This window comes from Embleya hyalina, assembly GCF_003967355.1.
GTDB classification, from domain to species: domain Bacteria; phylum Actinomycetota; class Actinomycetes; order Streptomycetales; family Streptomycetaceae; genus Embleya; species Embleya hyalina.
In genome coordinates, this window is record NZ_BIFH01000015.1 from 302,941 (window position 1) to 323,420 (window position 20,480).

General features: G+C 70.4%; 18 protein-coding genes. 8 read left to right on the top strand and 10 right to left on the bottom strand.

What is annotated here, in order from left to right; translation table 11 throughout:
• Nucleotides 1-22: 22 nt before the first annotated feature.
• From EMA17_RS08955 to EMA17_RS08975, 5 genes are all read right to left on the bottom strand, one after another.
• Nucleotides 23-700, bottom strand: coding sequence for an AfsR/SARP family transcriptional regulator (locus tag EMA17_RS08955; RefSeq protein WP_126636660.1), 678 nt, complete (start codon nucleotides 698-700; stop codon nucleotides 23-25).
• A 216-nt stretch (nucleotides 701-916) separates the two neighbouring features.
• Nucleotides 917-1,207, bottom strand: coding sequence for a helix-turn-helix domain-containing protein (locus EMA17_RS08960; RefSeq protein WP_126636381.1), 291 nt, complete (start codon nucleotides 1,205-1,207; stop codon nucleotides 917-919).
• 263 nt (nucleotides 1,208-1,470) lie between these two features.
• Nucleotides 1,471-3,666, bottom strand: coding sequence for an MMPL family transporter (locus tag EMA17_RS08965; protein WP_126636382.1), 2,196 nt, complete (start codon nucleotides 3,664-3,666; stop codon nucleotides 1,471-1,473).
• Nucleotides 3,667-3,827: 161 nt separating this feature from the next.
• Complete coding sequence (locus EMA17_RS08970; protein ID WP_126636383.1) at nucleotides 3,828-4,598, bottom strand: 4'-phosphopantetheinyl transferase family protein; 771 nt, start codon at nucleotides 4,596-4,598, stop codon at nucleotides 3,828-3,830.
• 423 nt (nucleotides 4,599-5,021) lie between these two features.
• A complete protein-coding gene (locus tag EMA17_RS08975; RefSeq protein WP_246126542.1) occupies nucleotides 5,022-6,002 on the bottom strand; it encodes a trypsin-like serine peptidase in 981 nt (326 codons plus the stop codon).
• Nucleotides 6,003-6,449: 447 nt separating this feature from the next.
• Here EMA17_RS08975 and EMA17_RS08980 point away from each other — a divergent pair, with 447 nt between their 5' ends.
• The 3 genes from EMA17_RS08980 (at nucleotide 6,450) to EMA17_RS08990 (ending at nucleotide 9,138) form a co-directional block, all read left to right on the top strand.
• A complete protein-coding gene (locus EMA17_RS08980) occupies nucleotides 6,450-8,042 on the top strand; it encodes a sensor histidine kinase (protein ID WP_126636384.1) in 1,593 nt (530 codons plus the stop codon).
• Nucleotides 7,975-8,448 carry a Rieske (2Fe-2S) protein gene (locus tag EMA17_RS08985; RefSeq protein WP_126636385.1) on the top strand — a complete coding sequence of 158 codons (474 nt, stop codon included), beginning with the start codon at nucleotides 7,975-7,977 and terminating at the stop codon, nucleotides 8,446-8,448. Before EMA17_RS08980 ends, EMA17_RS08985 begins: the two co-directional genes overlap by 68 nt.
• Nucleotides 8,449-8,562: 114 nt before the next feature.
• Nucleotides 8,563-9,138: a DUF4383 domain-containing protein gene (locus EMA17_RS08990; RefSeq protein WP_126636386.1), complete on the top strand. Its 576-nt coding sequence runs from the start codon at nucleotides 8,563-8,565 to the stop codon at nucleotides 9,136-9,138.
• Nucleotides 9,139-9,235: 97 nt separating this feature from the next.
• Here the strand turns inward: EMA17_RS08990 and EMA17_RS08995 are convergent, their stop codons facing one another.
• Nucleotides 9,236-10,753, bottom strand: coding sequence for an MFS transporter (locus EMA17_RS08995; protein WP_126636387.1), 1,518 nt, complete (start codon nucleotides 10,751-10,753; stop codon nucleotides 9,236-9,238).
• Nucleotides 10,754-10,930: 177 nt separating this feature from the next.
• Between EMA17_RS08995 and EMA17_RS09000 the strand changes: the two genes are divergently transcribed.
• The 4 genes from EMA17_RS09000 (at nucleotide 10,931) to EMA17_RS09015 (ending at nucleotide 15,170) form a co-directional block, all read left to right on the top strand.
• Complete coding sequence (locus tag EMA17_RS09000) at nucleotides 10,931-11,653, top strand: TetR/AcrR family transcriptional regulator (RefSeq protein WP_126636388.1); 723 nt, start codon at nucleotides 10,931-10,933, stop codon at nucleotides 11,651-11,653.
• Nucleotides 11,654-11,750: 97 nt separating this feature from the next.
• On the top strand, nucleotides 11,751-12,848 hold the full coding sequence (locus tag EMA17_RS09005) for a P1 family peptidase (protein WP_126636389.1): 1,098 nt from the start codon (nucleotides 11,751-11,753) through the stop codon (nucleotides 12,846-12,848).
• A gap of 123 nt (nucleotides 12,849-12,971) precedes the next feature.
• Complete coding sequence (locus EMA17_RS09010) at nucleotides 12,972-13,850, top strand: MHYT domain-containing protein (RefSeq protein ID WP_126636390.1); 879 nt, start codon at nucleotides 12,972-12,974, stop codon at nucleotides 13,848-13,850.
• Nucleotides 13,851-14,039: 189 nt separating this feature from the next.
• Nucleotides 14,040-15,170, top strand: coding sequence for an Rv3169 family protein (locus EMA17_RS09015; protein ID WP_126636391.1), 1,131 nt, complete (start codon nucleotides 14,040-14,042; stop codon nucleotides 15,168-15,170).
• 216 nt (nucleotides 15,171-15,386) lie between these two features.
• On the opposite strand, the gene EMA17_RS09020 is transcribed toward EMA17_RS09015, so the two are convergent.
• The 4 genes from EMA17_RS09020 to EMA17_RS09035 form a co-directional block, all read right to left on the bottom strand.
• Entirely contained in the window at nucleotides 15,387-16,511 is a 1,125-nt protein-coding gene (locus EMA17_RS09020; protein ID WP_126636392.1) for an NAD(P)H-dependent flavin oxidoreductase, read from the bottom strand.
• Between the two features lie 106 nt (nucleotides 16,512-16,617).
• On the bottom strand, nucleotides 16,618-17,775 hold the full coding sequence (locus EMA17_RS09025; protein ID WP_126636393.1) for a thiolase family protein: 1,158 nt from the start codon (nucleotides 17,773-17,775) through the stop codon (nucleotides 16,618-16,620).
• The gene (locus EMA17_RS09030; protein WP_126636394.1) at nucleotides 17,772-18,881 is read right to left on the bottom strand and encodes a thiolase family protein; all 1,110 of its coding nucleotides are present in this window, start codon (nucleotides 18,879-18,881) and stop codon (nucleotides 17,772-17,774) included. The genes EMA17_RS09025 and EMA17_RS09030 overlap by 4 nt, the downstream gene beginning before the upstream one ends.
• Nucleotides 18,881-19,876, bottom strand: coding sequence for a Zn-ribbon domain-containing OB-fold protein (locus tag EMA17_RS09035; RefSeq protein WP_126636395.1), 996 nt, complete (start codon nucleotides 19,874-19,876; stop codon nucleotides 18,881-18,883). Before EMA17_RS09035 ends, EMA17_RS09030 begins: the two co-directional genes overlap by 1 nt.
• Before the next feature lie 176 nt (nucleotides 19,877-20,052).
• Here EMA17_RS09035 and EMA17_RS09040 point away from each other — a divergent pair, with 176 nt between their 5' ends.
• Nucleotides 20,053-20,463, top strand: a complete 411-nt coding sequence (locus EMA17_RS09040; RefSeq protein WP_126636396.1) for a VOC family protein — start codon at nucleotides 20,053-20,055, stop codon at nucleotides 20,461-20,463.
• Nucleotides 20,464-20,480 lie beyond the last annotated feature (17 nt).

Consider the following 20,480-nt stretch of genomic DNA (forward strand, 5'->3'; position numbering starts at 1 on the left):
TGGCGAGTCGCCGTCCCGGCGCTCACAACGAGGGATCCTGCATCAGGATCGCCTGGTAGAGGTGGTGAAGGCGACTGTTCGGCTTGAGCCCCAACTCCTGGTCGAGCCACTTGCGCGTGCGGTGGAAGACGTCGACGGCCTCGGACTGCCGTCCGCAGCGGTACAGGGCGATCATCAACTGCTCGCTGAACCGCTCGCGTTCGGGGTACTGCGCGAGCAGCTGCTTCAGTTCGGCGACGACGGTGCCCGCCTCGCCGAGTTGGAGCTGGGCCGCGATGAGGTCTTCGCGCGCGGTCTTGCGCTGTTCGTCGAGACGCAGCGCCACGGCCCGGCACCAGGGTCCGTCACTCGTGTCGAGCAGGGCCGGCCCACGCCACATGGCCAGCGCCTCACGCAGCAGATCCATGGCCTCGTGCGGCCGGTCGCCGACCAGGCCCGCGCCCTTGCCCGCCGTTTGCAGAAAGCGATACGCGTCCACGGCGTCGGCGGGGATGTTCAGCGTGTAGCCGTTGTCCACCGTACGAATGAGCTCGTGGCCGGGCCCTCCGAGCCCTAACTCGGCCAGCGACCTGCGCACCCGCTTGACGTTCGCCTGTAACGCGTTGCGCGTGTTCTTGAGCGGAGCCTCACCCCACAGTTCGTCGATCAGCTCGTCGAAGGTGACCACCTGACCGATGTTGAGGGCCAGCATGGTGAGCATCACCCGGTTCTTCTTCGCGCGTATACCGACGGTTCTCTGACCGTCTCCTATCAGCAGCGGACCCAATATGGAGATGTACACCAAAATCCCCCGTCTACCGTTGAATTCGAGTCACAAGCTGTTCTCTTGGAACCTCAGGCCTGCCACATGGAACAACGGTCGACTCGTTCCGGGCGACCCGAAGGAGGGTAAGAATCCAGGTGGTATTCACGATGGTCAATTATCGGATACGCTAGTCGGCTCCGATACTGTACCTTCGTACATGCTTTCGTAGACTTGCGCAACCAGGCCCGCCTGAAGGCGGGATTCCACTTGTAGCTTGACCAGGATGTTTGCCACATGCGCCTTTACGGTTCGTTCCGTGACGTCGAGTCGGGTGGCAATGCCGCGGTTGGAATGCCCGGCCCCGAGGAGCGCGAAAACCTGTTTCTCGCGCCCGGAGAGCGCCCCGACCCGGGCAAGTTCGGTCTGCCAGCGCACCGAAGCAGGGCCGCTGTCGCTGTGCATGAGTCACCCCCGTGATCGCCCCGCTTCCCGGTTGTGCGCACGTCGGAAGGCGCGGACCCCCACCACGAGGCAGTTGATCATGCGCCGCCGAACACGCATGCGATTCTATGTTTCCCGTCGGAATCCCCACACGGTTTACGGAACCCCCGGCCCGGCGGTTCAACCCGGGCCTGCGGCTTTTTCCCGCCCGGGACGCACGAAAAAGTGGCCGGGGCGGGCCGAAGCCCATCCCCCGGCCACCCGGAGTCCGCCGCAGAGAGCGGTTACGGGACCGACGTCCCCTCCGCCACCACCGCGGGCATCCGCGGCCTGCGGGTACAGCGCTGGTGCGCGAGCCTCGAGGGCCACCAGGTGTTCCAGCCGACCAGCATGACCACCGCCGGCAGGGCGACGATCCGGATGAGCGTGGCGTCGAGCAGCACCGCACCCGCCATACCCACGCCCAACTGCTTGAACTCGATGAAGTTCAGCGACGCGAGCAGGGCGAACACGGAGACCATCACCATCGCGGCGCCCGTCACGACGCCCGCCGTCCGGGTGATGCCCTGTTCGACGGCGTCCCGGATGCCGAGTCCGCCGCGCGCCGCCTCCCTGATCCGGCTGACGACGAAGACGTGGTAGTCCATCGACAGGCCGAGCAGGATCACGAAGAGCATCAGGGGCAGCCAGGCCACCACTCGGCCGGTGGACTGGAAGTGCAGGATGCCCTCCGCCCAGGTCCGCTGGAAGATGAGCGCAAGCAGACCGAAAGACGCCACCGCGGACAGGACGTTGAGGACCACCGTGATCAGCGCGAGCACCAGGGATCGGAAGGCGACGGCCATGACCAGGAAGGTCATGGCCAGCGCCACTCCGAGTACCCACGGCATCTTGGCGACGACGTTCGCCCGGTAGTCCACGTCGTACGCCACATCGCTGCCGCCGACCGCGAACTCGGCGCCCTGGACACCGCCGAGGGCATTCGGGGCGATGTCCTCGCGCAGCTTCATCAGGGACTCGCGCGCCTTGCCGGAGCTGCTCTTGAAGCGCGTGCCGACGGCAATGGTGCTGACCGTGCCGTCCGCCGACGTCCGTACCAGGGGCTGCGGAATCTGGACGAAGAGGTCGTCGTGCCGTGTGCGGTCGACCAGCGCGGCCACCGCCGTGCGCAGCTCCGCTGCCCGGTCGGCGGACACCTTCACGGCGATGGTGTGCGTGTCGGCCGGGCTGGGGAACGACTTCGTCAGGCGCTCGTTGGCCTGCATCGCGGGGATCGACTTGGGCAGGTCGTCGATACCGGTGGCCTTGAGCCGCAGACCGAGTGCGGGCAGCGCGAGGGCGAGGAGCACGCCGACGGAGAGCACGAGCGCGAGAACCGGGTGGCGCAGCGACGGCTTGAGCATCGCCGACCACAGGCGGGGCTTGACGCCGCCGTTCTGGGTGAGCCGCCACACCAGGGGAACGCGTGGTTTGTCCAGGTAGCGACCGAATTTGGAAAGCATGGCCGGCAGTACGGTCAGCGAGGCGCCGATCGCGATGGCGACGACCAGGATCGCGCCCGTGGCCATCGCCTGGAAGGCGATGTGCCCGGCGAAGTACAGCGCGCACATGGAGACCATCACCACCAGACCGGAGACCAGCACGGCGTGGCCGGAAGTGGCCGCCGCGACCTCGATGGCGTCGACCTCGTTGGCGCCGAGCGCCCGTTCCTCGCGCTGCCGCTTGAGGTAGAAGAGCGAGTAGTCGACGCCGATGGCCATGCCCACCAGGACGATGATGTGGGTCACCGGGCCCGGATCCGGCACGAGCTGGGAGGCCGCTCCCCACAGGCCGAGTCCGGTCAGCACCGAGGAGAGGCCCAGGACGACGGGGACGCTCGCGGCGACCATCGCGCCGAAGACGAACACCATCACGAGCAGCGTCACCGGCAGGCTCAGCACGGTCGCCCTGCGCCGGCCGTCGTCCAGCAGATCGTTGAGCCCGGCCCTGATGGAACCTTCGCCGACGAGCTCCACATGTACGTCGGAGTGCGCCTCTTGGGTCTTCTCCACGCTGTCGAGCAGCGGTCGCACCCGGCTGTCGGCGGTCTCGGGGTCTCCGTTGAGCGTCACCGGGACCAGCAGGGCCGAGCCGTCCGAGGCGAGGATCGGCTCGCCGATCGACGCGATGCCCTTGTCGCCCTTCAGGCCGGACACGGTCTCCTCGGCCGCGGCCCGCGCCTTGGCCACATCGAGCTTGCCGACGTACGGCGTGACCAGGATGTTCTCCACCGCGCGGACCTGTAGGCCGCCGCTCTTGGCAATGGCGGCCGCCCGACCGGACTGGCCGATGGACAGGTCCGAGCTGGTGGCCTGCCGGGTACCCGTGGCGGCGCCGACCGTCAGTGCCCCCAGGACGACCACAAGCCAGAGCGCGAGTGCCCACCAGGGGTGGACAGCGCTCCACCGCGCGGCCTTGGTGATCACGTTCCTGCCTTCCACGATTACCTCCCCCTCCTCGAAAGGAATACCCGGCACCAAAACGCGGTCCTGGCTCAAGAATCCGGCCGGTGCTTTACCATCGTGCTCTCGCGTTCTTAAATCTAGCGACGCTCCGGCACACGACCACGGGTACGACTACGCCTTTTTGAGGGGAGTTTCTTCTACTTGACACCCGGCCTGTGTCGCATGTCGCCGGTTTCCGTGGGTGACATTGGGTACCACATCCTCGGTGAAACGTAAAAGGGTCCGTCACCGAGCAGCGCGACGGACCCCACATATCCTTCGGGAAGCGGCAGGTCGGCAACTCTCCACGGTCTCGCGAACGGACCCGAACGGGAGTGCACGGTGGCCTGCCGCGCGGTGTGGGCGACGGGAATCGCCATGCTCTCGGTGAGCCTGCCGCCCACCGCCTTCACACACGCCTCCTTCCTCGTCCACAGCCGAGTGAAGGCGCCGTGCCCGTCGCGCGCCACCAACTCCCGCTCCTCGTCGCGGAAGAAGCGCCGGGCCAACCGCTCGATGTCCAGGTTCGGGCGGGCCAGTTCCACGTCCACCCCGACCGGCCGCGATGCCAGGGCGAGCAGGGCGATCCCACCCGAGTGCGACAGGCTGAAGTGCAGCCCCGACCCCTCGACGACCGGCTTGCCCCACCGGCCGCGGGTGAAGCACAGGGAGGCCGGCGGGCGGCCCAGACGCTCGCCGACGACGATCCGGGTCGCGGCGTGCGCGATCACGAAACGACGCCGCATTCCCGGCACCAGGCCACGCCCGGCGCGGGCCTTCTCGTCCTCGTCGAGGAGATCTTCGAGGGGGGCCGGACAGTGGTCCGGGTCGCCCTCACCGTCGAGCGCAATCCGCCAGACCTCCACTCTTTCCCGACCGTTCTCCCGCTCGACGGCCGGCCGGCCGGGGTCACCGCGGTCCGCGCTCACCGGGAAGGCGACCGTGGCACGTCCACGACGACCGGCCCGAAGGCGCGAGCGTGGTGCGAGACGAAGCGCCGGTACCGCCTCGACCGGACATCCGGCGGCTGAAGTCCCTGCCGAGAAAAGGCAATGTGGATAGTGTCGGGAAGGCAGCCGGAAACCGCCGGGATAGACGTCATGCCAACTACATTGGCGGAGAGCGCTGACGCCCAACTGACGGTGGACTGACTACAGTCCCGGTGGTGTCGCCGCTTTCACGAGAGAGCACGCCCCGGATGGCCCGGGGCGCGTCGGGTAAACATCCGCCCGGCGCACGCATTTGCGCCCGCGGCGCGCCCGCGGCGCGTGCGCGGTCGTTCCGACACCCGCCGACATTCGGCGGTATCGGCGCCCGATTTCGTGATGCTTCGGTGACCTTTCCGTCACCCTTCAGGTCGTCGGGGTCTGTGTGGGGTCCGCGGTGCCGGCTCGGTTGTAGAGGGCGGCGATGTCGGGGCCGAAACGGCTGCTGTACGAGGTGAGGTCGTCGCCGCCTTCCTGGTAGCCGCCGATGACGCCGATCACCGTGCCCCGGCCGTTCGCGGGATCGATGTCGGTGAGCATCGGGCCACCGCTGGTGCCGTCGGGGAAATCCGCGCAGTCGAAGCGCACCTGGGTGTCGGACAGGGCCGTGGTGGTGTTCTGGCAGCCGATCGGCTGCTCCTCGTCGTCCGGGTAGCCGATCAGGCGGGCCGCGCGGTCGACCGGGGAGTCGAAGGACACCTGTTCGGCGCCGGTGACCTCCTCGATCCGGTCGTCGGTGCCGGGGCGCCGCACCTGGAGGAACGCGACGTCGTAGGCCGGATCCCGGTCCGAGATCCAGCGCGGGTCCACGTCGATCCGGGACGGGACCCACACCCCGTACGGCATGAGCCCGTCGTGATAGCCCGGGGCGAAGGCGATGTCGGACGCGAACCCCTCGCCGTAGACGCAGTGCGCGGCGGTGATCGCCAGGTTCCGGTTCGGCGAGCGCACCACCGTCGCCGTGCAGAAGTGCTCCGGCTCGGCGCCGTCGTCCACGTGCAGGAGCGCGCCGATCGCCGGCGTCGGCGCGATGGTGCCGGCCCGCAGCGGCTCGGACACCGGCAGCGGCTCGACCGCCTCCGAGCTGATCGTCGGTACGGGTGTCCCCGACGGGGCCGCGGGCGCCCCGCCCAGCAGGCTCGCCGCGATGCGATCGCCCTCGGCCGGATCCGGCAGGTGATAACCCCGGGCCGCGTCGCCGCCCGCCCGCGACCTCGGATGTCCGGAGATCCGGCCCATCGAGGCCAGTCCGGCCACCACCAGCACGGCGGCCACACAGAAGGCGGTGCCGACCAGCAGCCGACGCCTTCCGGGGGTCGCTTCGGAATCCGCGGTTCGTCGCGACACTCGATCACCAATCTCGGCGTAATTCGGCCTCGGCCCTCGGACGCTACCGGGTGCATCGGTACCCGGGTGAGGACGAATCAGACCGCCGACCGCACGGTCACACGCTCGTGACGAAGTGTTCTTGCGACCGTCGCCCCAACAGGTGGGAGGGGGGCGACGGTCGCAGGAAACCCCCGTTATCGCACGCCGGCTCGACGCCGTCTCTCCAAACCGCCCGACCGGCCCTTCGACCGTATCCCGGGGCTCGTCGCCGACGGCACCCCGGTATGGGTGATTTATGACTGCCTTAAGGAACCTCCGAGGCACGAGCCGGCGCCCCTCGGCGGCGGGCGGCCGGATCATGCCCTCGTGCCGAGGGGGCCGGCGCTGCCACACTTTCCTTGTGCCGCGGGGGTTGTCGGCGGGGTGTCGGCGGGGCGACGGCGGGCCGGAGAGGGCGGGGTACCGATGGCGGGTTCCGACGACTCGTGGTGGACGGTCCGCGCCCGACTGCGACTGATCTGGGTGCCGTGCGCGGCGGTGATGCTGGCCACGGTCGCGGCGCTGGTGGTCGGGCTGACCCTGGACGGCGACGCACGCTCGCGCGGGCTGCTCCTGGTGCTCGGGGGCGACCTGCTGCTCGTGGTCGGGCTGACCGTGCTGATCGAGGCCGCGCTGCGGCGCACGGTGGAGCGGCCGCTGACCCGGCTGGCCGATCCGAGCGAGCCGCCGAGCCGGGCCGCGCGCTACGACAGCCGCGAGTTCGGCGCGATCGCCGGCGCGATGGCGAGCCTGCGCACCAGGGCCCGCGCCGGGGAGGACCGGGCCCGCCGGGAACGCGAGCACGTCGCCACGCTGACCGCCGTGGTCGCCGAGCGGGACCGGGAGTCGGCCGCCGAGCGCGAGCGGGCCCGGGAATCGGCGCGGGAGCGGGACGAACTGCGCGCCCGGCTCGACGAACAGGACCGGCGGGCCCGACTCGCCCAGGCCGATCTCGACCAGTTCGCCCACGCCGCGACGCACGACATGCAGGATCCGCTGCGCCGGATCGTGTCCTTCGGGCGCATGCTCCAGGAGCGCTACGAGGACGTGTTGGACCGGCGCGGCCGGCAGTACATCGACTTCACCATCGACAACGCGCGCCGACTCCAGGTGCTCATCGACGAGATGGTCACCCTGACCGAGGTGGGCCGTTCGCGCGCGGAGAGCGTCGCGGTGGATCTGGACGAGGTGGTCCGGCAGACGTGGCTGGACATGGCGGATCGGGTCGAGGACACCGGCGCCGAGTTGGCGCACGCCGAACTGCCGGTGGTGGACGCCGATCCGGTGCTGCTGGCCACGTTGATCCGGCATCTGCTCGGCAACGCGGTCAAGTTCACCCGCCCGTACGAGCGCCCGCTGGTCCGGGTCGACGCCGAACCGGCCGCCGAGGGATGGCGCGTCACCGTCTCCGACAACGGGATCGGCATCCCGGCCGAGTCGGCGGAACGGGTGTTCGCGGCCTTCCGCCGACTGCACCCGCGCGAGACGTACACGGGCAGCGGGATCGGCCTGGCGATGGCCAAGCGCATCGTCGAACAACACGGCGGCCGGATCGCGGTGGACACCGAGTACACGGCGGGCACGCGGATCGTGTTCACGCTGCCGGAGCGCTCGGCGGAGGACGCGGAGCCGGCGGGCGTGGCGCCGGAGGGCACGAAACCGGAGGACGGACGGCCGGAGCCGACGATCCCCACCCTCGGGGACGGCCCCACCACCTCGACCGAGCCGCCGCAACCGACCGCGGACACCGAGCACACCGACCCCGACGCACCCCACGAGCCCGCCGGAAGCCCCGCCTCCCCCACCCCCGATCGGCCCTTCACCGACGAACCGGAGCCGATTGAACCCGTTCGCTTCACGGATCCGTCGAACCACGAACCGCTCGCGTACGTTTCCGTTGCGTCGGCGCCGCGTGAACGACCGGCGCCGGGAACGACGACGGAGGCAGCGCATGCGAGCGACGGACCCGAGCACCGACCCGACGACCGTCGACCCGACGGGCACCCCGTCGACGAGTAGTGCCGAACCCACTCGGCGGATCCTGCTCTGCGGCGCCCTCGTCGCGGCCGGCGGCGCCGGTCTGGTGGCCTGCGGCGACGGCGGCGGCTCCAAGGACAAGGCCCCCGCCGGCGACAAGGTGCTGGGCCCGGTCGGCGACGTACCGGTCGGCGGCGGCAAGATCTACGACGACGCCAAGGTGGTGGTCACCCAGCCCACCGCCGGCGACTTCAAGGCGTTCACCGCCGTGTGCACCCACCAGCAGTGCCTGGTCGGCAGCGTCGCCGGCGGGCAGATCCACTGCCCCTGCCACAACAGCAACTACGACGCGAACACCGGCGCGGTGCTCGGCGGCCCCGCGCCGCGCCCGCTCGCGGCCAAGCCCATCGTGGTCACGAACGGTCAGATCGTGCTCAAGCCCGCGTAACCGACCGACCTCGCCCGCGCCCGTGCCGACGATCTCGAACCGGTACTTCCCGGCGAATCCGGGAAAGGGGATCAAGTAGGAGTCATCACGCACACCGGATGTTGGGAGGCGGCCATGACAGGCTTGGACGAGGCGCTGCCGGTCGACCATCGACTCGGGCAGGTCTACCGGTACGGCGGCGGCTTCATGGGCGTCGCACTGATCGTGTTCGGCGTCCTGGGCTTCACGAACAACGTCGGCTTCTTCTCCACCACCGGACGCCAGGTCGCGGGCATGTCGACCAACGGCGCGCTCAGCCTGATCTCGGTCGTGGTCGGCGCGATCCTGATCATCGGCGCGATCATCGGCGGCAACACCGCCTCGACGGTGAACATCGTGGTCGGCGCGCTGTTCGTGATCAGCGGCTTCGTGAACCTGGGCCTGATCGGCACGCCCGACATCAACTACCTGTCCTTCAAGATGCCGAACGTCATCTTCAGCTTCGTGGTCGGTCTGCTGGTGATGACCTTCGGCCTGTACGGGCGGGTCAGCGGCCATCTGCCGCACGACAACCCGTACTGGCGCGCACGCCACCCGGACGAGGCGGCCCGCGAGGACGCCTTCCGCAGCCGGGCCTCGGTGCTCGCCCGCGACGGCGCTTCCGCGGTCGGGACGAGCCCGTCCCGACCCGGCATCGCCGGCGGCCACTGAGCCGCCCGGCGGGCGATCACCGTACGCGAAGGCGCCGGAACGCAGACCATCCCGTTCCGGCGCCTTCCCGCGTACTCGCCCCCGCGGCCCCGCACGCTCAGTGCCCGGCCGCCCCCTCCGCGCCGGGCGGGCGCTCGAAACGCGGCATCAGGAAGGCCAGGCCCCACGCGATGGCCAGCGCGGCGGCGCTGCCGAGGGCGCCGACCGTGAACGCGTCGTCGAATACCCCGCGCACCGCGTCCAGGGTGTGTGCGGCGGGCACGTTGTCCTCCACATGGGTGAAGAACAGCGTCCCGAACAGGGCCACCCCCAGCGCCCCCGCGAGTTGCTGCACCGCGTTGAGCACGCCGGAGGCCGAGCCGACCTCGTGATCGGCCACCCCGGCCAGCGCGATCCCGAAGAACGGCGCCATCAGCAGCCCGAACCCGAAACCCGCGACGGCGGTCGCCGGCAGCAGGATCCAGGTGTTCACCGGGCCGTCGTGCATCGTGATGGTGGCCGCGGTCCCGAGCACCCCGAGCAGCCCGACCACCAGGCCCGCGTGCAGCACCCGACGGCCGTACTTCGCGGCGAGCACGGCCCCCGCCAGGCCCGCGCCGACCGTCGAGCCCAGCGACCACGGGATCAACGCGAGCGCCGCGTGCGTCGCCGACCAGTCCAGGCCGATCTGGAGATAGACGCCGAGCACGAGCATCAGGCCGATCATCGAGGCGAACATCATCAGCCCGACCGCCAGGGCTCCGGTGAACGCACGATTGGCGAACAGGCTGACCTCGACCAGCGCGTCGCGGCCCGCGCGGGTGGTGCGCACCTCGTACCAGGCGAACAGCGCGAGCACTGGCAACGAGGCCGCCAGGCAGACGAACGTCCAAGCGGGCCAGCCCTCTTCGCGGCCCTGGACGAGCGGGTAGACGAGCAGCATCATCGCCGCGGTGACCAGGACGACGCCGACGAGGTCGAGGCCGGGTCGACGGGTGGTCGTGCTCGGCTCGGGCCGGGGCACCACGCGGGCGCCGGCGGCCAGGGCGAACAGGCCCAGCGGCACGTTCACCATGAACACCGCGCGCCAACCGAGGCCGAACAGGTCGGCGTCCATGACCACGCCGCCCAGGATCGGGCCGAGCACCGCGGCCAGCCCCATCGAGGGGCCGAACACCGCGAACGCGGCGCCGACCTCGCTCTCGTCGAACATGTCCCGGATCAGGCCGAGCGCCTGCGGCACCATCATCGCCGCGGCCAACCCCTGCAGGCCGCGGGCCCCGATCAGCATCTCCGGCGACTGCGCCAGCCCGCACAGCGCGGAGGTGACGGTGAACGCGGTCACCCCCATCAGGAACATCCGCCGCCGGCCCAGGATGTCGCCCAGGCGGGCGCCGGTGATCAGGAACATCGCGAACGCGAGCGTGTACGCGGCGGAGAACCACTGGAGGTGGGTGGAATTGCCGCCGAGCGCGTCCCGGATGCCGGGACCGGCGACGTTGACGATCGTCGCGTCGAGCAGGTCCATGATGTCGGCGCCCATGACCACCGCGAGGCCGATCCAGCGCAATCGGTAGGACGCGCGTTTGCCCGTCTCGGCCGCGACCGGCGCGGCGTTGGTGACGTCGGTGTCCATCGTCTCCCCCGTCTCCCCTTCTGCTGTGCATGACTGTGACCCGGTATTCGAACACCGTTCGTGAATCGAACAGTGTTTCCGTCTTCGAACACTGTTTTAGATGCGAACACTGTTCGAGTCAAGTACAGTGTTCGTAAAGTCGCAGGATCCGTGAGACCTGGTCGAGGAGGTGGCGCCGTGTCCGAGGCTCCCGAAGTACCCCTGCCGCCGTGGCGCACGACGCCCAAGGCCCGGGGAGCGCGCAAACCGGCGATGTCGCAGGAGGCGATCGTCACCGCTGCGCTGGAGATCATCGACGCGGAGGGCATGGACGCGCTGAGCATGCGTCGAGTGGCCCAGCGCTTCGAGACGGGGGCGGCGTCGCTGTACGCCTACGTCGCCAACAAGGACGAACTCGTCGAACTCGTGGTGGACCGGGTCAACGGGGAGGTGCAGGTCCCGGTCGCGGATCCCGAGCGCTGGCGCGAGCAGCTGCGCGAGACGATGTTCGCGATCCGCGACGTCTACGCGGCACATCGCGACCTGGGCCGGGCCCTGATCGGCACGGTGCCGATGGGACCCAACTCGCTCCACTCGTCGGAGCGGCTGCTGGCCATCCTGCGCGCGGGCGGACTGTCCAAGCGGGTCTGCGCGTTCGCCGTCGACGTGTTGTCCATGTACACCGTGATGTCCGGCCTCGAACTGGGCGGCCCGGACGCCGGGCACGGCTCGACCGACGCCGAGCGCGGCGCCTACTACGCGCGGATCCAGGAATACTTCCTGTCCCTGCCCGCGGCCCGCTTCCCCACGCTGGCCTCGCTGGGCGCCGAGTTGACCAGCGGCGACGGCGACGAGCGCTTCGCGTTCGGGATCGACGTGCTGCTGCTCGGCCTGATCGCGTACTCCGAACGGGAGTCCTGACCGGCGTCGGGACCGTCGCGCCGGCTCCCCGCCGATAGGGGTGGAGCAGCATGGGGAACAGGGACCACGGCACGGTCCGACGTTCTCGGGAGGCTTCATGTTCGACATCGGGGAATTCAAGGCCGGACCGCGCAACGCCATCACCGACGTGGCCGGGCTGCGGGTCGGGCACGCGGCGTACACCGACGCGGGCGCGATGACCGGGACCACCGTCCTGCTCGGTCCGGTCGGCGGCTTCGTGGCGGGAGTGGACGTGCGCGGCGGCGCGCCGGGCACACGCGAGTTGGACGCGCTCGACCCTCGCAACCTGGTGCCGCGGATCGAGGCGATCGTGCTCAGCGGGGGCAGCGCGTTCGGGCTCGACGCGGCGGGCGGGGCGGTGGCGTGGCTGGCCGAGCGCGGGCGGGGGTTCCCGGTCGGCGCCGAGCCGTACCAGGTGGTGCCGGTGGTGCCCGCGGCCTCGCTGTTCGACCTCGGGCGCGGCGGCGACTGGCGGCGCCGACCCGACGCGGCGCTCGGGCGGGCGGCGATCGCGGCGGCGGACGCCGAGCCGGAGCACGCGCCCGTGCCGACGGGCAGCGTGGGCGCGGGCACGGGGGCGATGGTCGGCGGGCTGCGCGGTGGGGTGGGTACGGCGAGCGTGGTGCTGCCCGGCGGGGTCACCGTCGCCGCGCTCGCGGTGGTCAACGCGGCCGGGTCGCCGGTCGACCCGATCGGCGGGCTGCCCTACGCGGTCGGCCTGGGCCTGCCGGGCGAGTTCCCGCTCTCCCCGCCCGAACACGCCGAGCACGCCGCCGCGTTGACCCGCGCGGCCGCCGCGGCGCAGACCCCGCCCTCGCTCAACACCACGATCGGGATCGTCGCCACCGACGCGACGCTGACCAGGTCCCAGGCGCAGAAGGTGGCGGGCGTCGCGCACGACGGGCTGGCCCGGGCGATCCGTCCCGTGCACACCCTCTACGACGGCGACACGATCTTCGCGGTGTCCACGGCCCGTGTCCCGCTGCCCGCGCCCGACCCGACCACGCCCTACGGGGTCAACGAGGAGGCCGCCGCGCTGACCCTGCTGCACGCCGCAGCGGCGGACGTGTTCGGCCGCGCCGTCCTGCACGGGGTGCTCGCGGCGAAGCGCGGCGGGTCGGTGCCGGCGTACCGCGATCTTTATCCGAATTCCACCTGTCGATACGACGGGTGACGCTTCGGCGAATTCCCAAACCCGGTCGCGGCCCGGCGTCGGAGCCGGCCTATCATCTTCGATTCGAGGACGAGTTTTCCCGTTTCCGAAGGGGCTCGAAAAACCGACGGAGCGGTTGCCGACATGGGTCACGTGGACCATTTCCAGTACGGGGCGCTGACCCCGGTCATCGCCTACCTCATGTCGTGTCTCGGATCGGCGCTCGGGTTGTTGTGCACGACGCGGGCCCGCGCGGTGCGCGGTTGGGTTCGGGCGCGCTGGCTGGTCCTGGGCGCGGCGTCGATCGGCGGTACCGGAATCTGGGTCATGCATTTCATCGGCATGCTCGGTTTCTCGGTGCGCGGCACGCCGATCCGCTACGACGTGTCCAAGACGATCGCCTCGCTCGTGCTCGCGGTGATCGTGGTCGGCGTCGGCATGGCCATCGCGGGTCGGCGCAACGCGGGATGGACCGGCCTGGTGCTGGGCGGCGTGGTCACCGGCGGCGGCGTGGCGAGCATGCACTACATGGGCATGGCCGCGCTGAGCCTGGACGGCAGGATCCACTACGACACGCTGCGGGTGACGTTGTCGATCTTGATCGCGGTGGTCGCGGCCACCGCCGCGTTGTGGGCCGCGCTGCACGTGAGCGGATTCGCGGCGACCGGGGGCGCCGCGTTGATCATGGGCGTGGCGGTCAGCGGAATGCACTACACGGGAATGTCGGCGATGAGTGTGCGTACCGAGGGTGCGCACGGGTTGGCACACGGTGTGGAGGCGACGCAATTCCTCGCGCCGTTGATCACCGGCATCAGCCTTTTCACGGTGATCACGTTGTTCATGGTGGCCCTGTCGCCGTCCGCCGACGAGATCCGGGAAGAAGCCGAACTCAGCGCCCGGCTGGCCCGGTTGGAAGACAATCGGGGGACCTCGTTCGCGTCCGGGAATGCCGAAGGCGGGCGCGTATCGCATCGGCGGCGCGGCGAAAACGATCCCCGGGATTACTTCCGCAGCGGACGCTGATCCGCGCTTCGGTATTCCGGTCGTCCGGTTGTCGCGCGGGGTCCCCGGAGCGGGTGCGGGCCGGGGCGGGGCGGTCGGGACGGCCCGGGATAACGCTTGATTGCGTCAATGGTTTGGCGCACACTCGCACGACGTCTCAACCAGCCCGACGCGTCGGCGCACCGTCGGCGCGTGGTCAGGAGGAACCCGATGCCGATCCCCGTGCCCCTGGACGAATATCCGGTCCACCAGGTCCCGCTCTTCCACAGCGAGGTCGGCTCGACGGACCGGAACTTCTACGACCGCTGCATCATGCACGCCTACGACCGCACGGGCGGCGTACAGATCGCCACCGGCCTGGGCGTCTACCCGAACCTGGGCGTGATCGACGCGTACGTGGTGGTCCGCAGGGACGGTCGCCAGCACGCGGTGCGGATGTCGGGCCCGCTCGGCCCGGACCGGATGCGGCAGGAGGTCGGCCCGTACCGCATCGAGGTGTTGGAGCCGCTGTCCAGCGTGCGCGTGGTGTGCGACGCGCCGGAGCAGGGCATCACGATCGACCTCACCTTCACCTCGCCGTTCGCGCCGCTGCCGGAACCTCGACACGTGCAGCGCAGCGACTTCAAGCCGATGCTGGACGCGTCGCGCTTCGTCCAGATCGGCGACTGGACCGGCACGGTGACCCTGGACGGCGAGGAGATCACGGTCACCCCGCGGACCTGGTCCGGCTCGCGCGACCGCTCGTGGGGCATCCGCCCCTCGGGCGAGGCGCCGCCGGCCGGACGGCCCGCGCGGACCGCCGGGTTCTGGTGGAACTGGATCCCGCTGCACCTGGGCGATCAGGCGCTGATGATCATCGCGCAGGAATCCGCCGACGGACACCGCTTCCTGACCGAGGCGATCCGGATGTACCCGATCGCCTCCGGGAAGGCGACCGAGCAGTTGGGCTGGCCCGAGTTCGACGTGCGGTACACGCCCGGCACCCGACACCCCGAGGGCGCCGACGTCCACCTGACCGACCGCAGGCGCAACGCGCTCACCCTGCGCCTGGAGAACCACGGGTACATCGCGCTCAACGTCGGCGCGGGCTACGGCGGCGACCCCGACTGGGGGCACGGCCAATGGAAGGGCGAGGACTACCTCGACGGCGCGGTGTACGAGCAGAAGGACCCCGCGGTGGCCAAGCGCATCCCGTTCGGGGTGATCGACCACGTGGCCACGGCTCGGCTGCTCGGCCCGGACGGTGCCCTGATCGCGGAGGGTTCGGGCATCTTCGAGCACGGCACGTTCGGACGGCACGACCCGTCGGGGTTCACGGGATGGGACTCCGTGGCGCCGTAGCGGCGGAGGCTCGCGCCGACGCAAGCGGCGGATGGTACCGGACATACACCATCGATATCCGCAAAATACACAAGTTACTGAAATACCGCGACAGTTTGCGGTATCCATAGGCGCGGGATCGGTGTCACTCACTCCCGTGACCCGCCGGCCGCCGGGCCGTGCACGCGAGTCCTCCCGCGCGCCCGGCCCGGCAGGTCTCGGCCGGAGCGATCCGACTCAGTCGTCGGCCAGGAACGCGCTCAGCCGCTCCGTGGTCTCGATCCACTCCTCGACCAGCGACATCACGACCTCCTGGGTGGGCCGGACCCGGTCGAGCATGCCGACCACCTGGCCCACCGGCCAGCCGTTGAGTTCCTTGCTCTTGGTCCGGGTGAACCGCCGGGACGCCGCGTTGAAGATGATGCCCTGGAGCGGCATCGGCAGCGGGTCGGGGTTGGCCGGGTCCTCCCACGCCTCGGTCCACGCGCTCCTGAGCTGGCGGGCGGGCTTGCCGGTCATCGCGCGCGAGCGCACGGTGTCGGTGGACTTGGCCTCCAGGAGGTTCTGTACCGAGACCTCGTGGGTGTCCGCCTCGGCGACGGTGAGCCACAGGCTGCCGGTCCACACCCCCTGCGCGCCGAGCGCGAGCGCGGCGGCCATCTGCCGGCCGCCGCCGATGCCGCCGGCGGCGAGCACCGGGACGTCGGGGCCGACCGTGTCCACCACCTGCGGGATGAGCACCATCGTGGAGATCTCGCCGCAGTGCCCGCCGGCCTCGGTACCCTGCGCGACCACCACGTCCACGCCCGCCTCGACCTGCTTTTGCGCGTGCCGGGGGCTGCCGCACAGGGCGCCGACCAGGACCCCCGCCGCGTGGCAGGCGTCGATGATGTCGGCCGGCGGCGGGCCGAGCGCGTTGACGAACATCTTCACCAGCGGGTGCCTCAGCGAGACCTCGATCTGCGCGCGCGACTCCAGGTCCACGTTCAGCCCGGCCGCCTTGACCGGCCGGTCCGCCAACTCCGGGGGAAGCGGCGGGATTTTGTGCGTCTCCAGGAGTTCGTCGACGAACTTCCAGTGCTGCTCCGGGATCAGCTTCTCCAGGTTGGCGGGCAGCGCGGCCGCACCGCCGCCCTTGCCGATGTAGGCCATCGGGATCGCCAGGTCGACGCCGTACGGCCTGCCGTCGGTGTGCTCGTCCAGCCAGGCCAGCTCGACCTCCAGCTGCTCGGGGTCGAACGCGAGCGCGCCGAGGACCCCGAAGCCTCCGGCTCGGCTGACCGCCGCGACCACGTCGCGGCAGTGGGAGAACGCGAAGATCGGGAACTCGATCCCTAGCTTCGCGCAGATGGGGGGCTTCATCGGCACAACCTCCGGTCACCGGGTGAAGGCCCCAGAATAGGAAGGCTCCTTGACCAAATCAAGGTCAAGGAGCCTTACCATTTGGGCCGGTGCGGCACCCGCGCCGCTACGGCTTGTCCGTGCCGACCGCCCACATCGCGAAGTACTGCGCCGCCGCGCCGTACGCCTGGGCGAGGGCGACCTTCGCGCCGTCCACCTGGTGCTCGCCGGCCGTGCCCCGGACCTGGAGGGCCGCCTCCAGGAAGCGGAGCATGCCGGAGGCGCCGATCGGGTTCGAGGACAACACGCCGCCGGACGGGTTGACCGGGAAGTCGCCGTCGAAGGCCGTCTCGCCCCGGTCGACCATCTTCCAGCCCTCGCCCACCGGCGCGATGTCGTGGCCCTCCAGCCACATCGGCTCGTACCAGGAGAACGGCACGTACAACTCGGCCACGTCGATCTGCCGACGCGGGTCGGTGATGCCGGCCTGGCGGTAGACGTCCCACGCGCAGTCGACGCCGGCCTGCGGGCGGATCGGGTCGCGGCCGTTGAAGGACGACGGTTCGGAGCGCATCGAGGTGCCCAGGACCCAGGCCGGCGCCCGCCCGTCGGCCGCCGCCGCGTCGCCGCCCGCCTCGTCGGTGAGCACGATCGCGCCGGCGCCGTCGGAGGACGGGCACGACTCCAGGAAGTGCAGCGGGTCCCACATCATCGGCGACTCGCGGACCTTGTCGATCGAGATGTCCTTGAGCTGGAGATGCGCGTACTCGTTGCGCAGCGCGTTCTGCCGGTCCTTGACCGCCACCTGCCAGCCGATGTGCTCGGGCGCGCCGGACTTGCGGATGTACGCGCGAATCCACGGCGCGAACGCGCCGCCGGCGCCGATCGACCCGGACTTGCCGCCGCCCAGGCCGAATTGCGCGTTGCCCTCGGACTGCTTCTCCCACGCGACCGCCAGCACCCGCCTGTGGACGCGGCTGCTGATCAGGTGGGAGGCCACGATCGCGGTGGATCCGCCCACGCTGCCGGCGGTGTGTACCCGGAACACCGGCTTGCCGGCGCCGCCGAGCGCGTCCGAGAGGTAGAGCTCGGGCTTCATCACGCCCTCGAAGATGTCGGGCGCCTTCCCGATCACCACCGCGTCGATGTCGCTCCACGTCATCCGCGCGTCGTCGAGCGCGCGCTGGGCGGCCTCGCGGACGAGCCCGGCGATGGACAGGTCGTCGCGCCGCTTCTTGTGCTTGGTCTGGCCGATGCCGACGACGGCAACGCGCTCATGGGTCATCGGTTGTCACCTTCCAGGACACAGACGAGGTTCTGCTGGAGTGCCGGGCCCGAGGTGGCGTGCCCGAGCGTGCGCGAGCGCCCGTCGGCGAGGATCGCCTCGGCCGCGTCGGCGATCCGGACCAGGCCGGTGGCCATCAGCGGGTTGCCGGTGAGCGCGCCGCCGGAGGGATTGATCAGCACGTCGTCGGCCAGGCCGAGCGACTGCCGCAGGATCACCTCCTGCGCGGTGAACGGCGCCATCAACTCGGCCACTTCGACGCCGGCCACGCCGCCGGCCCGCGTTGCGGCGAGCCGGGTGGAGGCGGAGTCGGTCAGGTCGCGCAGGGCCGGGTTGTGCACCTCGCTGCGGTGGTCGATGCCGGTGATCCAGGCCGGGCGTTCGGTCAGTTCGGCGGCGCGCGGGCCGCGCACGAGGACCACCGCGCAGGCGCCGTCCGAGATCGGCGGCAGGTCGCTCCTGCGCAGCGGGTTGCGCAGGTAGCCCTCGGCGAGCAGCTTGTCCACGTCCTGCTCGGCGGTGCGTACCTGCTGGTTCGGATTGCCGGCCGCGTCCCGGCGCGAGCGCGCGGCGATCTCCGCGAGTTCGCGTTCGGTGCTCTTGCCGGACTCGATCAGCTGCCGGGCCTGGAGGGCGGCCAGGGAGACCGGGTCCAGACCGAGCGGCGCGAGGTAGTACGGGTCGAGTTCGAGCGGGTAGATCGCGGCCGGGTCGCCGGTGGAGGACTTGCCCGAGCCCATCGCCACCGCGATGTCGATGTCGCCGTGCCGCAGCCGCACCCACGCCTCGTACATCGCCCACGCGCCGTCCATCTCGACGTGCGACTCGTGGATCGGCGGCCAGGCGCCCATCGCGTCCAGATTGGGCACGAACGAGAACGTGCCGCCGGAGATGTAGTCGCACGACCCCTGGCAGCTGAAGCCGATGTCGGAGCGCTTGAGGTCGACCTTCCCCAGCGCCTCGTCGACGACCATGAGCAGCATCTCGGTCTCGGTGAGCTCCTGCCGGCGTACCGCCGGGAGCTGCGCGGTCGCGACGATCGCGATGTCGCTGTCCTGCCGCACTGCCGTCTCCCTTGTCTCGCCCGCCTTTTGACGCGTCGTCATCAGAACACCCGGTTCATGTATTGCTCGGCGGGCTCGTCCGGCTCGCCGGTGGGCCGCCAGCCCCTGATGAAGCCCGCGACGGTACCCCAGCCCTTGCTGGTGATCTCCGCGGCGTCGCGTTCGGCCTCGGGCATCCACTCCGCCCGCACCCGCATGCCGACCCGGATCTCGGACACGGGGAGGTCCAGGATCTGCTGCTGGGCGATCACCATCTCGTCGCCTTCGAGCACGACCGAGGCGCGCGCGAACGGCTCGGTCTCCTTCTGCCCGGGGTACGGGGTGGGGGTGACGATGGTGTAGTTGGACACCACGCCCCGGTCGGGCAGGTCCTCGTCCAGTTCGGGACCGAGTCGGATGGCGTCCACGGAGCAGTAGCCCCGGCCCAGGAACACCCGGTTGCACTGCGGGCAGCGCTGGCCGGTCAGCTTGCCCGCGCGCAGGTTGCTCGCGTAGCGGACCAGGGTGGGCGAGAGCACGTCGGTGTAGGTGATCGTGGAGAAGTACTCCATCGTGGTCACCTCCTGCGCCTCGCCGGGCTCGCCCTCGGGGGTCTCGGCACGCTCGCCGGGGACGAAGCAGACGATGTCGTCGATCCGGCCCACGGGCTCGTCCCGCCAGCGCGGCGCGACCCGCATGCCGGTGTGCACGGCGTCCTCGGCGCCCGCGTCGAGCACGTGCACCAGGTCGGTGTCGGCGCCGTCCAGGCGGATCAGGACGAAGGCGAACGGGCGGTCCAGCGGGTGCGATGCGATCGGTTCGGCGACCCAGGTCCAGGACCGGACGGTGCCGGCGGGGCCCACCTCGACGAAGTCGCGCGCGAGTTCGTTCCCGGTCTCCGGGTCGTACTCCATCGGCGGCACGATCACCCGCTCACCAGAGCGGATGCCGACGATCCGACGGGCGGTCAACTCGGAGAAGAAGCGGCCCATGACCGGTCCGAGTGTGCGCTTGTAAGGGAACTGGATGGTACTGACGGTCTGTGTCGACACGGTCATCCTCTCGGCCTTGGAACGAGGTCGGCCACCGGCCGAACGATAGGTAAGGTTCCTTGACGAGGTCAATGGATAGCGAAAACATGTTCTCTCCAAGGTTGTTCGAGAGCCCGGAGCGACGGGTCGACTCAGCGGTTTCGGATAAGTTTTCGGCCGGGCGACGAACTAGCGTCGGGGACATGTTCACCACGATCTTCCAATCCCAGATCTTCGTCCTCGACCAGAACGAGGCACTCGACTTCTACGTGGGCAAGCTCGGCCTGGAGGTCAAGGCCGACGTCGACATGGGCGTCATGCGCCGGCTGACCGTCGGCATCCCCGGCGAGGCCGGCCGCGAGATCCTGCTCGAAAAGCCCGGACCGCCGTCGATGTCCGCCGAAACGGCCGACCAGGTGCGCGACCTGGTGACCAAGGGGGCGATGGGCGGCTGGCTCATCTTCACCACCGCGGACTGCCGCAAGACCTACGAGACGCTGCTGGCCAAGGGCGTCGAGTTCACCGAAGAGCCCACCGAGCGGCCGTACGGGGTCGACTGTGGGCTGCGTGACCCGTTCGGGAACCGGATCCGGTTCACCCAGCCGAACACCTGAGGGCGCCGGCGCCCGGT

Coding starts and splice junctions, on each gene's coding strand:
- EMA17_RS08955 (WP_126636660.1), bottom strand. CDS start 700: ATGCTCACCATGCTGGCCCTCAACATCGGTCAGGTGGTCACCTTCGAC.
- EMA17_RS08960 (WP_126636381.1), bottom strand. CDS start 1,207: ATGCACAGCGACAGCGGCCCTGCTTCGGTGCGCTGGCAGACCGAACTT.
- EMA17_RS08980 (WP_126636384.1), top strand. CDS start 6,450: ATGGCGGGTTCCGACGACTCGTGGTGGACGGTCCGCGCCCGACTGCGA.
- EMA17_RS08985 (WP_126636385.1), top strand. CDS start 7,975: ATGCGAGCGACGGACCCGAGCACCGACCCGACGACCGTCGACCCGACG.
- EMA17_RS08990 (WP_126636386.1), top strand. CDS start 8,563: ATGACAGGCTTGGACGAGGCGCTGCCGGTCGACCATCGACTCGGGCAG.
- EMA17_RS08995 (WP_126636387.1), bottom strand. CDS start 10,753: ATGGACACCGACGTCACCAACGCCGCGCCGGTCGCGGCCGAGACGGGC.
- EMA17_RS09005 (WP_126636389.1), top strand. CDS start 11,751: ATGTTCGACATCGGGGAATTCAAGGCCGGACCGCGCAACGCCATCACC.
- EMA17_RS09010 (WP_126636390.1), top strand. CDS start 12,972: ATGGGTCACGTGGACCATTTCCAGTACGGGGCGCTGACCCCGGTCATC.
- EMA17_RS09015 (WP_126636391.1), top strand. CDS start 14,040: ATGCCGATCCCCGTGCCCCTGGACGAATATCCGGTCCACCAGGTCCCG.
- EMA17_RS09020 (WP_126636392.1), bottom strand. CDS start 16,511: ATGAAGCCCCCCATCTGCGCGAAGCTAGGGATCGAGTTCCCGATCTTC.
- EMA17_RS09025 (WP_126636393.1), bottom strand. CDS start 17,775: ATGACCCATGAGCGCGTTGCCGTCGTCGGCATCGGCCAGACCAAGCAC.
- EMA17_RS09030 (WP_126636394.1), bottom strand. CDS start 18,881: ATGACGACGCGTCAAAAGGCGGGCGAGACAAGGGAGACGGCAGTGCGG.
- EMA17_RS09035 (WP_126636395.1), bottom strand. CDS start 19,876: ATGACCGTGTCGACACAGACCGTCAGTACCATCCAGTTCCCTTACAAG.
- EMA17_RS09040 (WP_126636396.1), top strand. CDS start 20,053: ATGTTCACCACGATCTTCCAATCCCAGATCTTCGTCCTCGACCAGAAC.